At 42.0% G+C, this 13,288-nt stretch carries 10 protein-coding genes; 3 read left to right on the top strand and 7 right to left on the bottom strand.

Going from position 1 to position 13,288, the window contains the following annotated elements; translation table 11 throughout:
• Nucleotides 1–35: 35 nt before the first annotated feature.
• Complete coding sequence (fumC, locus tag BLT94_RS04240) at nucleotides 36–1,427, bottom strand: class II fumarate hydratase (protein ID WP_092230802.1); 1,392 nt, start codon at nucleotides 1,425–1,427, stop codon at nucleotides 36–38.
• 535 nt (nucleotides 1,428–1,962) lie between these two features.
• On the opposite strand from fumC, the gene BLT94_RS04245 reads away from it, so the two are divergent.
• From BLT94_RS04245 to BLT94_RS04255, 3 genes are all read left to right on the top strand, one after another.
• On the top strand, nucleotides 1,963–2,199 hold the full coding sequence (locus tag BLT94_RS04245; RefSeq protein ID WP_014956039.1) for a hypothetical protein: 237 nt from the start codon (nucleotides 1,963–1,965) through the stop codon (nucleotides 2,197–2,199).
• Nucleotides 2,200–2,210: 11 nt separating this feature from the next.
• Entirely contained in the window at nucleotides 2,211–2,771 is a 561-nt protein-coding gene (locus BLT94_RS04250) for a HAMP domain-containing protein (RefSeq protein ID WP_083863443.1), read from the top strand.
• Between the two features lie 186 nt (nucleotides 2,772–2,957).
• Nucleotides 2,958–5,666 (top strand): hybrid sensor histidine kinase/response regulator, encoded by a 2,709-nt coding sequence (locus BLT94_RS04255; protein WP_175530267.1) that lies wholly within the window; start codon nucleotides 2,958–2,960, stop codon nucleotides 5,664–5,666.
• A gap of 57 nt (nucleotides 5,667–5,723) precedes the next feature.
• On the opposite strand, the gene BLT94_RS04260 is transcribed toward BLT94_RS04255, so the two are convergent.
• From BLT94_RS04260 to sucC, 6 genes are all read right to left on the bottom strand, one after another.
• Nucleotides 5,724–7,334 carry a FumA C-terminus/TtdB family hydratase beta subunit gene (locus BLT94_RS04260; RefSeq protein ID WP_092231119.1) on the bottom strand — a complete coding sequence of 537 codons (1,611 nt, stop codon included), beginning with the start codon at nucleotides 7,332–7,334 and terminating at the stop codon, nucleotides 5,724–5,726.
• 230 nt (nucleotides 7,335–7,564) lie between these two features.
• Nucleotides 7,565–8,299, bottom strand: a complete 735-nt coding sequence (locus BLT94_RS04265; protein WP_014956035.1) for a fumarate reductase iron-sulfur subunit — start codon at nucleotides 8,297–8,299, stop codon at nucleotides 7,565–7,567.
• Complete coding sequence (locus tag BLT94_RS04270) at nucleotides 8,299–10,269, bottom strand: fumarate reductase flavoprotein subunit (RefSeq protein WP_014956034.1); 1,971 nt, start codon at nucleotides 10,267–10,269, stop codon at nucleotides 8,299–8,301. The genes BLT94_RS04265 and BLT94_RS04270 overlap by 1 nt, the downstream gene beginning before the upstream one ends.
• 12 nt (nucleotides 10,270–10,281) lie before the next feature.
• The gene (locus tag BLT94_RS04275) at nucleotides 10,282–11,205 is read right to left on the bottom strand and encodes a fumarate reductase cytochrome b subunit (protein ID WP_014956033.1); all 924 of its coding nucleotides are present in this window, start codon (nucleotides 11,203–11,205) and stop codon (nucleotides 10,282–10,284) included.
• Nucleotides 11,206–11,222: 17 nt separating this feature from the next.
• Nucleotides 11,223–12,095, bottom strand: coding sequence for a succinate--CoA ligase subunit alpha (gene sucD / locus BLT94_RS04280; protein WP_014956032.1), 873 nt, complete (start codon nucleotides 12,093–12,095; stop codon nucleotides 11,223–11,225).
• Between the two features lie 12 nt (nucleotides 12,096–12,107).
• Nucleotides 12,108–13,268 carry an ADP-forming succinate--CoA ligase subunit beta gene (gene sucC / locus BLT94_RS04285; protein ID WP_092230809.1) on the bottom strand — a complete coding sequence of 387 codons (1,161 nt, stop codon included), beginning with the start codon at nucleotides 13,266–13,268 and terminating at the stop codon, nucleotides 12,108–12,110.
• Nucleotides 13,269–13,288: the final 20 nt, after the last annotated feature.

Genomic DNA, 13,288 nt, shown 5'->3' on the forward strand with positions numbered 1-13,288 from the left:
ATTCATTGCTTATTTTCAGAGAATAAGCTCTTTTTTCACGGACGTCCAATCATCTTGTTGGGATCTACCCATTGATCAAACTGATAGTTGGTAACAATTCCCAGCTCAAGGCCTGCCTGTTTGAGTGTTTTGTTTTCTTCCTGGGCTTTTTTTGCAATCCTGGCAGCCTGTTCATAACCGATATGTGGATTTAAGGCTGTCACCAGCATAAGCGATTCTTGAAGACATTTTGCAATTTTTTCACGATTGGGCTCCATTCCGTCCACACAATTATTTTTAAAAGACAAGGCAGCAGCACCCATGAGCCGGGCAGATTCCAAAAAATTATAAATAATAACCGGCTTGAACACATTCAGCTCAAAATGTCCGTTTGCCCCGCCAATGCCGATGGTGACATCATTTCCCATAACCTGGGCACACACCATGGTTAATGCTTCTATCTGGGTGGGATTCACTTTTCCCGGCATGATGGATGAGCCGGGTTCATTTCCAGGCAGCATCAGTTCACTGACACCACAGCGCGGCCCGGATCCTAACAATCTTATATCATTAGCTATTTTCATGAGACTGCCTGCCATGGTTTTCAATACCCCATGAGTGGTCACAAGGGCATCGTGTGCGGCCAGGGATTCAAACTTATTGGGCGCTGTAATAAATGTATAACCGGTCAGATCGGAAATGGCTCCGGCCACTTTTTTATCATAGCCTATTGGCGTATTCAGGCCGGTCCCCACAGCAGTTCCCCCCAATGCCAGCTCAGACAGGTGGGGCAAGGTGTTGTCAAGGGCGCAAAGACCATGATCCAGCATTGAGGCATAACCGGAAAATTCCTGTCCCAGTGTCAAAGGGGTTGCATCCATCATATGAGTCCGGCCGATTTTTACGATATCGTTCCAGGCAACTGCTTTTTTTTCCAAAGAGGATTTCAATTTTTTAAAACAGGGGATGGTATGATCTGCAAGCATTGTGAATGCCGCGATATTCATGGCCGTTGGAAAGGTATCATTTGACGATTGGGATTTATTGACATCATCATTAGGATGAAGCAGGCGTTTTCCCTTTCCAAGCTGGTTGCCAAGCAGCACATGGGCACGGTTGGCAATCACTTCATTCACATTCATGTTGGACTGGGTGCCTGATCCTGTCTGCCAGACAAGCAAAGGGAAATGATCCTCCAGACTACCACTGATAATTTCATCACAGACCCGGATAATAATATCTTTCCTGTCCCGGGACAGCACCCCTAAATCATAATTTACCATTGCCGCAGCTTTTTTTAAAATTCCAAATGCCCGAATAACCTCCAACGGCATTTTTTGGCGTCCGATTTTAAAATTATTTATGGATCTTTGGGTCTGAGATCCCCAGTATTTATCCAAAGGGACACTAACCTGCCCCATGGTGTCTGTTTCTATTCTTGTTTGCATAAAAATCTCCCATGACTGTTATATGAAAGAGCTTCCAACCAGCTGGAATCAAAATTCTTTCATTTTTTATTATGGTAAATCAATCTGCCATGGCCGTTAATTAAGAAATTTGACAATACCTTAACATAACATCAAAAATAAAGCCAAAAACTTGATGAATGAAAAACAAAAAAAGAATGCCTTTTAATTTATGAAGTATAAATATATATGTGACTTGCGGGCAGACAACAAATCCGGTATTGATAAAGATTAAAAATCTATCTGAGCTTATGCTTATAAAACATAAGCACTAACATTTATATAAGTCAGTTCGGACAAAAATTGAAGGATTGAAGGCGCTATATTTTTTGATGACCGTGGGTATGATGACAGTGTTGACGGCTATGTCTTAGGCCTTGTTGTTCCCATCAGACAAGTCAACCGGATAATCGGTATATTAAAATGCAATATCAATATCCTCGGCAGTATCAGCGAATTACTGTCCTGTGAAAAGGACAAATTAATCGGAAACTTCAAACTGACCCGATCCGGTGGAATGGTTGTCTTTGAAGAAGGTTTTGAACCACTGAGTACAAGAATTCATGATTCTATTCTTATAAGATTGAAAAACCAGAATAATGAGTCTTTCATTCTCAATGATTCTGAAAAAAAATATCTTGTAGGAATTTCAGAGATAAAACTTACAAAAGGGGGCAATGGCATGCTTTTGGGGGAACATTTGAATCGGTTGACCATAAAAATGGCAACACGGATGAATCATGGTATGTTATAAGTTATCGTGAAATGAAAGGAATTCGAACACCTTTAATTGAGTTCATAGAATCGATGATGTTAATAGGCATTGCAATAATTTTTATTTTAGTATTGATTTCCTATATATTTGGCCAAAAAATTGCCAAACCTCTTGCAATACTTGACACAGCTACCCAAAAAATTGGAAAAGATGATTTTAAATACCGAATTGATATGAAGCAAAATGATGAATTTGGCAATTTAGCCATTTCATTCAACAGCATGGCAAAAAGCCTTCAACACAGCACTACATCCATAGCAATTCTTGAAAAAGAAGTTGCCGCTCGCAGGAAAGCGGAAAAAGAACAAGAAAAATTAATCAAAGAGCTGCAAGAATCACTTGAAAATGTCAAAACATTAAGCGGTTTACTACCGATCTGCGCCAAATGCAAAAAAATCCGAAACGATGAGGGATATTGGGATTCTTTGGAAGAATATATACAGACTCATTCCAATATTTTATTCAGTCATAGTTTGTGTTCTAAATGTTCCGATGCCCTTTATGGCAATGAAGACTGGTATATGGAAATGAAAAAAGATGATTTGAAATGACAATATGCTTGTTTCCAAACAACTGCTAAAGGCAGACCAGAGTTGGTCTTTAGACTGGATTTGCCTACGACAAAAAAAATTCACAATTGAGTTTACCAAAACGGTTACCATGCCTCTCATAAAAATTTGAAAGTTCACGCGAGCAATATGTTGCAATTGGGAACAAATATTAACAAAAGGAATATGATGAAAACAGCAATATCAGCCGGGACTCAATGGACATACATTTTATTAGCTATTCTTTTTTTAAGCGTAATTTCTCTTACCGGGTTACACAATTATCTTCTCTTTCACTGCCTTACCGAACTCTTCAGTATTGTAATTTCTTGCGGTATTTTCATGATTATCTGGAATTCAAAAACATTTTTCAAAAACAATTATATCATATTGCTTGGCATAGCATGTCTTTTCAGTGGCAGCATAGATATGCTCCATATGCTGTCTTATAAAGGAATGGAGGTTTTCAAAGAATCTGAAACAAATTTGCCGACCCAACTTTGGATAGCAGCTCGATATATAGAAAGCCTTACCCTGCTGATGGCACCGCTGCTTATGACAAAAGAACTGAAAATCAGTCAGATATTCTACAGCTATTTTTTTCTCACTGCCCTTTTGCTGGCATCAATATTTTACTGGAATATTTTTCCGGATTGTTTTGTTGATGGCATTGGGATGACTCATTTTAAAAAAACAAGCGAATACATAATTGTCTTGATCCTTATTGGATCAATTTATTTGTTATTTCAAAAACGACATGCGTTTGACCCATCAGTTTATATCCTTATAAATATATCAATTGCTCTTAAAATTGCTGCGGAACTTGCATTTACGGCTTATATCAATGTGTATGATTTTTCAAACATGCTTGGTCACATATTTAAAATTATTTCATTTTATTTGATCTACAGGGCACTTATCCACACAGGGCTTGTGGAACCATACCGCCTGATGTTCAAAGAAATCAGTGAGAAAGAAAACCGCTATCGCCAAATATTTGAAACAAATCAGGCGGTAAAGCTGATCATAAACCCGGCAGACGGTTCCATTGTTGAAGCCAATAAGGCGGCTTGCCTTTTCTATGGGTATCCCAAAGAGAAGTTTATATCCTTAAAAATTACCGACATTAATACCCTGACTCCTGAAAAGGTATCTGATGAGATGAACAAAGCTTTATCTAAAAATAAATTGGTATTCCGATTTTCACACAGGTTGGCGTCCGGTAAAACAAGGGATGTTGAGGTATATTCAGGCCCCATAGAGTATGGGCAGGAAACTTTTCTCTATTCTATCATCCATGATATCACACAGCGTAAAAAAGCAGAAACCGCCCTGCAAAAAAGCAATGAAGCATTGCGCAAAAGTGAAGAAAAATTTCGATTGGCATTTCGAACAAGCCCGGATGCAATTAATCTAAACAGCCTTGAAAATGGCACATACATGGACATAAACGATGGTTTTACAAAAATCCTGGGCTACACACGAGAAGATATTATTGGAAAATCTTCAGTTGAACTAAATATCTGGAATAACCTCAAAGATCGAACCCATTTAATTTCAGACCTTAAAAAGCATGGGCTTGTTGAGAACCTGGAAGCAAATTTCAGAGGAAAAGACGGGCAAATCAGAACAGGTCTTATGTCTGCACGACTATTGATGATAGACAACAAAGAGACCATTTTGTCTATTACCCGTGATATCACTGAAAAGGGCATGCTTGAAGCTAAACTCCGGCAATCCCAGAAAATGGAGGCCATTGGCACGCTTGCCGGAGGTATTGCCCATGATTTTAACAATATTCTTTTCCCTATTTTAGGCCACAGCGAGATGCTGCTTGAGGACATATCACACAACCATCCTTTGCGACCCGGTCTGGAGGGCATTTATACGGCGGCCTTGAGGGCCAAGGAACTGGTAAAACAGATACTCACCTTCTCCCGGCAAAATAACGATGAACTAAAACTCATAAAAATTCAACACATTCTCAAGGAAGTTTTAAAACTGATCCGATCCACAATCCCAACAACCATTGAGATCATACAGGATATCTCTAACAATTGCGGTACAATTAAAGCCGATCCCACCCAAATTCATCAACTGATAATGAATCTTGCAACCAATGCATACCATGCTATGGAAAAAACAGGTGGTAAATTAACGGTCAGCCTTCAGGCCATTCAATTAGGACAACATGATACAATAAGCCATGAACTGAAACCAGGGGCATATGCATGTCTGACAATAGCAGATACCGGAATTGGAATGGATAAGGAACTTCAAAAAAAAATCTTTGATCCGTTTTTTACCACAAAGGATAAGGACAAAGGAACCGGTCTGGGTCTTTCAGTGGTACACGGCATTATGAAAAGCCATGGAGGTGCTATCAAAGTGTATAGTGAATCCGGCAAGGGCAGCACATTTCGTGTGTATTTCCCTTTGATTAAAAAAATTTCAGCACCAAACGAGATGAAAATAGACAGAACGCTTCTGCATGGAACAGAAAACATTTTGCTTGTGGATGATGAACAATCCATTCTTTCAATGGGAACAAAGATGCTTAACCGTCTGGGTTATAAGGTTTTTTCAAAAACCAGCAGTATTGAAGCTTTGGAAATGTTTCGGTCAGAACCTTATGCATTCGATCTTGTTATTACCGACATGACCATGCCCAAATTACCCGGAGATATCCTGGCCTCTGAATTGATAAAAATACGCCGGGATATTCCAATAATCATTTGCACTGGATTAAATGATGAAAAAACTTTAAAGCAAATTGTATTACCCAGGGGCGTTAAAGAGATGCTATTCAAACCCATTGTGATGACGGATCTTTCACAAAAAATCCGTAAAATATTAGATAATCGTGAAATAATGGATTATGTGGATGAATCAATCTAAAAACCCCGTTGATATCAAGTATCATCAACGGGGGTTAAAGTTTAAAAGCAAGATCAGCTACAAAATATCCTCATAAAAATCATTGCCTTTATCATCAATAATAATAAAGGCCGGAAAATTTTCCACCGTGATCATATAAACAGCTTCCATACCCAGCTCTTCATATTCGATGATATGTGCTTTTTTAATAAAGTCTTTCCCTATCCTGGCTGCAGGACCGCCGATGGACCCCAGATAAAACCCGCCATGGATTCTGCACGAATCTTTAACCTGCTTTGATCTATTGCCCTTGGCCAGCATTATCATGGAAGCACCCTCTTTCTGGAAGGAAGGCACATAAGAATCCATTCTCCCGGCCGTTGTAGGACCAAATGATCCTGAAATTTCCTGTTTGGGCCGTTTGGCAGGGCCGGCATAATAAACAATATGATTTTTCAGGTAGTTAGGCAGGCCTTTGCCTGCTTCATACTGTTCCATGAATTTTGCATGGGCAATATCCCTTGCCACAACAATTTGTCCGGTTAAGGCCAGCCGTGTGGCCACAGGATACCTGGACAGTTCCGACCGGATCTCATCCATTGGCCTGTTCAAATTAATGTGAACAGCTTCTTTCATGTCTGGTTCTTTTTTCGGCAGATATTGATCGGGATTTTCTTCCAGCTGTTCCAGAAAAATTCCGTCTTTTGTAATTTTCCCCTTGATCTGGCGGTCGGCAGAGCAGGAAACCCCCAGACCGATGGGACATGATGCTCCGTGCCTCGGCAGACGGATCACCCTTATATCAAGGGCAAAATACTTGCCTCCGAACTGAGTTCCAATGCCCAATCCATATGACCGGGCCAGCACTTTTTTTTCAAGATCAATGTCCCTGAAGGCATGAGCCGTGTCGCTGCCTTGGGTGGGAAGCGAATCCAGGTATCTGGCGGACGCCAGTTTTACAGTCTTTAAATTAAGTTCCACAGATGTGCCGCCAATGACAAATGCAATATAATATGGCGGGCAGGCTGACGTTCCAAGCTCTTTCATTTTTTCCAGCATAAAATCAATCAGGGTATTTTCTGACTTCAATACGGTCTTTGTCATCTGAAAAAGGACGGTTTTATTGGCAGATCCGCCACCTTTTGCCATGAACAGGAATTTGTATTCATCTCCCTGTTCAGCTGTAATATCAATCTGGGCCGGCAGATTGGTCTTGGTATTTTTCTCATCATACATGGTAAAAGGTGCGTTTTGAGAATATCTCAAATAATTTTGTGTATACACCTTAAATACGCCTTTGGATAACTCTTCTGCATCATCGGTCCGGCTCCAGACCTGCTGCCCTTTTTTTGCCATGACAATGGCAGTTCCCGTATCCTGGCACATGGGATACACTTTTCCCGCTGCAATAACGGCATTTTTCAACAATTCCAACGCCACATACCGGTCATTATCGGAACTTTCCGGATCATCAATAATCTGTCTGAGTCTTTCAAGATGCTCTGACCTGTAAAGATGGGCCACATCCTTAAAGGCTTTTTCAGCAAGCAGGGTCAATGCCTGCGGTTCCACAATGAGGACATCTTTTTCCTCAAATTTTTTTATCTTAATATATTTCCCGGTAAGGCGGCGGTACTGCGTCATATCTTTGCCCAAAGGAAACATGTGTTCATATATAAACCCATTCATTTTGTTCTTACCTCTATATAACTGCCACGGGCAAACCTGGCCATTTTTTACAACAATCTGGTCATCCTGGTTTGCCCGCAACAACGATTGAAAGTCTCGATTGGATTTACACGATTTTCATATAAAATACAACAGGCAGCAAAGCATTGACTGCCTGCTGCCTGGTCTTAATTTTATTTGACTTATTTTATTTGACTTGTCTTATTTGACTTATCTTATCTTTTTAATCTCTAACTGATCAAGCTCATTTTCCTTCTCAGATAAGCTATCTGTGTCTGATGAGGCAAATCCTTGGGGCAATAGTCTTCACATCCCAAAAGGGTCATGCAGCCAAACACGCCGTCATCATCACCAATGATTTCATAAAATTCTTCATCAGAGCGTTTATCCCTTGGATCAAGTGCATACCGTGCCAGACGCATAAATCCTACTGCAGATAAAAAATCCGGTCTCATTCGTTTGGTAGCACAGGCAGATACACAGCAACCGCATTCAACACACCGTTCAAGCTCATAAATTTGATCTGCCACATCCGGGTCCATTCGCTCTTCAAGTTTATCAAAATTCACATCATCCGCATTGGTGTCATGTATCCAGGACTCTACTCGTTCGGACATGGCCCGCATGAATTTGCCAGTATTGACTGAAAGATCTCCGATCAGTTCAAATCCGGGCAAGGGCAGAAGTTTAATCTCACCGTCTTTATAATTTGAGGTCAGGGTTCTGCATGCAAGGGTCGGCTGACCGTTAATCACCATGGCACATGATCCGCAGATGCCCGCCCGGCAGACAAAATCAAACTGAAAAGACGGATCCTGCTGTTCTCGAATCTCGTTCAATGCAATAAAAACCGTCATCCCAGGGGCTTCGGTAACCTCATAGGTTACCATGCGGGGCTTGTCGCCTTTTTTCTGGGGATTATATCTAAATACTTGAAATTTCAGGATTCTTTCTTGTTCACTCATTATTTAAACCCCCTGCCTATACGCTCATTTTTACCTTTGAATTTTTCTGGAATAGTAATTGGATTCAACAACTTCTGAAGTTCAAACCTGTCTGCACCCGGATTGGCTTTCTTGATCTCTTCAATTTCCTGTTCCCGTTTAGCGGTATCAGGATGATGCACAGTATTGTCAACACCATAGCCCCTTGATCCCGGAGGCATTTCCATTTTCATGATATCCAGCTCTTCATATTCGATTTCAGGAAGATCTGCTGACTCGTCTTTCCATGTTGTAAGGGTTCTTTTTAACCACTCTTTGTCATTTCTTTCAGGATAATCTTCCCTGGAATGGGCACCGCGGCTCTCGGTTCTGAGCATGGCTCCATAGGCCACACACTGGGCAAGTTTTATCATTTTCGGCACACGGATGGCTTCAACCAACTCAGGATTAGACGAGCTGATCCGATTTCTCAAAGCAATGTTTTTTGCCCGCTGGTTTAAGACTTTCAATTCTTCAACTGCCTGTTCAAGATCTTCACCATTTCTGAAAATTCCGACTTTGTCCATCATAATCTTCTGCATTTCAGCTTTTAACTGGAAGGGGTTCTCGCCAAAATCCCTGACCAGAAGATCTGTAATTTTCTTTTCTTCCTGTTTCATGAAATGCTCAATGGTGGTTGTGCTGATATTCAATGAATTTGCAGCGCAGTAATCAGCCACATATTCCCCGACAATCATTCCTGCCACAACGGTTTCCGCGACAGAATTTCCGCCCAGACGGTTAAATCCGTGCATATCCCAGCAAGCTGCTTCACCTGCGGAAAAAAGGCCTTTGAGAGTCGGACTTTCACCGGTCGGCTTGGTTCTTATACCGCCCATAGAATAATGCTGTGTGGGTCTGACCGGAATCAATTCTTCAACCGGATCAATTCCTAAAAAGTATTCACAGATCTCTTTGACTTCTCTTAAATTCTTTTCAATATGAGGACGGCCCAGCAAACGGATATCCAGCCAGAGATGATCACCGTAACGAGAGGGCACTCCTTTGCCTTTTCTCATATGTTCCGTCATTCTGCGTGACACAACGTCCCTGGAGGCCAGCTCTTTTTTATCAGGTTCATAATCCGGCATAAACCTGTATCCATCTTTGTCCAGAAGCAGGCCGCCGTCACCCCGGCATCCTTCAGTGGTGAGAATCCCGACCGGTACAATGGCAGTAGGGTGAAACTGCACAGCTTCCATATTTCCAAGAGTTGCAACGCCTGTTTCAAGAGCAATGGCATTTCCAATGCCTTCGGAAATCACCGCATTGGTTGTAATGGCATAAAGCCTTCCGTAACCGCCGGTGGCAACGGTTGTTGCCTTGGCTACATAAGCGATCAACTCACCTGTGATAAGATCTCTTACAATGGCACCATAACATACCCCGTCTTCATGAATCAGGGCCAGAGCTTCTTTTCTTTCATGAACCGGAATACCCATCTGAATGGCTTTATTATCCATGGCATAAAGCATGGTATGACCAGCACCATCAGAGGTGTAACAGGTTCGCCATTTCTTTGTTCCGCCAAAGTCCCTGGCCATAATAAGACCGTGGGATTCTGCTTTTTCGGTAATGGTGACTTTTTTACCGTTAATCACCACGTCATGATCTCCCTCTCTGACCCTTGACCAGGGTACTCCCCAGGCAGCAAGCTGCCGGATAGCCTTGGGAGATGTATTCACAAAAGCTCTTGCTACATTCTGATCGCATCCCCAGTCGCTTCCTTTTACCGTGTCTGCAAAATGGACTTCTTCATCGTCCCCTTCTCCTTTAATGCATGCACCCAGGCTTGCCTGCATACCGCCCTGGGCTGCTGCAGAGTGAGACCGCTTGGCAGGAATCAAAGAAAGGACGATGGTATCATACCCTCTTTGCATGGACGCGATGGCTACTCTAAGGCCTGCCAGGCCACCGCCGATTACAAGTGAATCCGTATATATGACTTTCATTTAGATGTCCCCTTATTCATGAGATTCTTCAACAGGTTGACTCTCTTCCAACTCCTGGCTTTCTTCCATTGCCGGGCTTTCTTCCAAGTCCTGGTTATCTTCCACTACCGGACTTTCTTCCGGCTCCTGGCTTTCTTCCAGAGTCTGAACTCCTTCGGATTCCCGGGTATCTTCCATTGCATGAACCTGTTCAATAGCTGTCGCATGAGCGGCATATCTTTCCCCGACGTTATCCCTGTGATTGATACCAATCACAACAAAAACCAATAACCCTAAAATACCGATGGTCAAGTAAAACATGATCAACCTGTTTTTCAATGTCTGCAATGTTTTTCTTGACTTTCTTGCATCCTTGCCTGCAAACCATCCCCATTTCATACACAGCCGGTAAAGGCCGATGTTACCGTGAAGCACAACACTGACAAGCAAAACAAGATACAAAGGCCACATATGCCCTGAAACAATCCTGTCTGCTGACAAATAAGGATCAATGCTGCCTGGATTGGCAAACATCACATACAAATGGACTGATCCTGCGAAAAACATGATAAATCCTGTCACAACTTGTATATACCAAAGATTTGTTTCACTATGGTTCATCATCTGCATCTGATCTCTTATGATCCGATGCTGCTTCCAGGAAATGGGAAACTTTCTGACCCCGAGCATAGCATGAATAATAAATAAGGTTCCTATGACTATAACGGCAAAAAAAACTGCGATGGGAAACCCATGACCTGTATCTGAAAGAAAAGCAAGCTCCAAATTTTTTGATACAAAATGAAAAGCTCCTTTTCCCAATATAATACTGCTGTCAAAAAGCAAATGCATCCATATGAACACGCCCAGAATCAAGCCTGTGCCGCTCTGGACAAGATCAAGTCTTGCCGGCATTCTGCTCTTTTTCTTATTTGATTCAATAATGTAACTGTCCAAATTCAACCTCCTTTAGGTTACGCTAAAAATACATCTTTACAAATCCGACCGATTTTTCCCAGGTTTTCACAGACATGAATACCATTGTCCCTGAAGGCCTGAATTTTTGCTGCGCCCGTACCACTGGAACCTGAAATAATTGCTCCGGCATGTCCCATTCTTCTGCCGGGAGGTGCTGTCAGTCCTGCAATAAAGCCAACTACCGGTTTGGTCAGATTTTCCTTTATATATGCTGCTGCTTCTTCTTCAGTATTTCCACCAATCTCTCCAACAATGACGATCCCTGTAGTTTCGTCATCCTCTTCAAACGCGGCCAGCACATCTATAAAGCTGGTCCCGTTCACCGGATCACCCCCTATGCCAATGCATGTAGACTGACCCATCCCCCCGCTTGTCAATTGATCAACAACCTCATAAGTCAATGTTCCTGATCGAGACACCACGCCGATAGTTCCTTTTTTATGAATCTTACCCGGCATAATGCCGATTTTGCAAACATCAGGAGAAATAATACCGGGGCAATTGGGGCCGATAAGACGGCATGCCTTTGTTGCAAGATAATTTTTCACTTTTACCATATCCAGAATGGGAATACCTTCCGTAATGGTAATAATAAGATCTATTCCTGCATCTGCCGCTTCTATTATGGCATCAGCTCCAAATGGCGGAGGAACAAAGATGATACTGGCATTGGCACCTGTCTCCAGAACTGCCTGGCTGACCGTATTAAAAACCGGCACCTCATCCATTTTCTGTCCTCCCTTACCCGGCGTTATGCCTGCCACAACATTTGTACCATAGTTAACGCAGTGTCTTGCATGAAAACGGCCTTCCTTTCCGGTTATTCCCTGAACTAAAAGCTTTGTGTTTTTATCTATAAATATACTCACAACAAATCTCCTTTAGTTGACTTCTGCTGCAATTTTAGCAGCAGCATCGGAAAGATCAAAAGCATTAATGAAATTGAGTCCGGAATCAATCAGGATTTTCTTTCCCTCATCCATATTCGTGCCCCTCATGCGAACCACAACAGGAACGCTGATCCCTGTTTTTTTAACCGCATCCACAACGCCTTTTGCAAAAATATCACACCTTAAAATACCACCAAAGATATTGATCAATATGGCTTTCACCTTGGGATCGGCCAGGATAATGCGGAACGCATTTTCAACCTGTTCGGAAGTTGCTCCTCCGCCGACATCCATAAAATTAGCAGGAGCAGCACCTGCATTCTTTATGATGTCCATAGTGGCCATTGCCAGACCTGCTCCATTGACAATATTGCCAACATTGCCGTCAAGGTTGACATAATTAAGGTTGTACTTGGAAGCTTCCACTTCCAGTGGATCTTCCTCGTCAAGATCCCTTAATTCCAGAATATCCTTGTGCCGGTAAAGGGCATTTGAATCAAAATCCACTTTGGCATCCAAAGCCAGTACCACACCTTCCGAAGTAAGGATTAAAGGGTTTATTTCAACAAGAGAAGCATCATTTTCCACAAAAAACTTGTAAAGATTGAACAACAATCCATACAGCTGTTTCATCGCGGGAGCGGGAAAGCCAAGGCGAAATCCAACTTCCCGTAATTGATACCCTTGTATGCCTAAAAGCGGGTCCACATACACCTTGAAGATTTTTTCAGGTGTTTTTTGCGCAACATCCTCAATATCGATGCCACCGGCCTGACTTGCCATGATCACAATTTTTTCAGTATGCCTGTCAACCAGGAGACTCAAATAAAACTCTTTGTCAATACTCTGACCGGCTTCAACCAAGACCTTTCTTACTATCTTTCCTTCAGGCCCTGTCTGATGGGTAACCAGCCTCATTCCAAGAAATTGATCGGCAATTGTTAATACCTGTTCCTGATTTGCAGCAAGCTTCACACCGCCGCCTTTCCCCCTTCCTCCGGCATGAATCTGAGCCTTGATCACCACGGGGAAAACGCCAAGATCATTTGCAGCCTTCAAAGCTTCTTCTTTTGAAAAAGCAACACAGCTTTCAGCAACAGGAACATTATATTTTCTAAAAAGTTCCTTTGCCTGATATTCATGTATTTTCATTTTATTTCCTTGAATTTTCT

The sequence above is a fragment of the Desulfobacula phenolica genome (assembly GCF_900105645.1).
In the GTDB taxonomy this organism is placed as follows: domain Bacteria; phylum Desulfobacterota; class Desulfobacteria; order Desulfobacterales; family Desulfobacteraceae; genus Desulfobacula; species Desulfobacula toluolica.

What these genes read in the sequence shown, in the direction of transcription:
- fumC (WP_092230802.1), bottom strand. Translation starts at nt 1,427, where the DNA reads ATGCAAACAAGAATAGAAACAGACACCATGGGGCAGGTTAGTGTCCCT.
- BLT94_RS04245 (WP_014956039.1), top strand. Translation starts at nt 1,963, where the DNA reads ATGGTTGTCTTTGAAGAAGGTTTTGAACCACTGAGTACAAGAATTCAT.
- BLT94_RS04250 (WP_083863443.1), top strand. Translation starts at nt 2,211, where the DNA reads ATGAAAGGAATTCGAACACCTTTAATTGAGTTCATAGAATCGATGATG.
- BLT94_RS04255 (WP_175530267.1), top strand. Translation starts at nt 2,958, where the DNA reads ATGAAAACAGCAATATCAGCCGGGACTCAATGGACATACATTTTATTA.
- BLT94_RS04260 (WP_092231119.1), bottom strand. Translation starts at nt 7,334, where the DNA reads ATGAATGGGTTTATATATGAACACATGTTTCCTTTGGGCAAAGATATG.
- BLT94_RS04265 (WP_014956035.1), bottom strand. Translation starts at nt 8,299, where the DNA reads ATGAGTGAACAAGAAAGAATCCTGAAATTTCAAGTATTTAGATATAAT.
- BLT94_RS04270 (WP_014956034.1), bottom strand. Translation starts at nt 10,269, where the DNA reads ATGAAAGTCATATATACGGATTCACTTGTAATCGGCGGTGGCCTGGCA.
- sucC (WP_092230809.1), bottom strand. Translation starts at nt 13,268, where the DNA reads ATGAAAATACATGAATATCAGGCAAAGGAACTTTTTAGAAAATATAAT.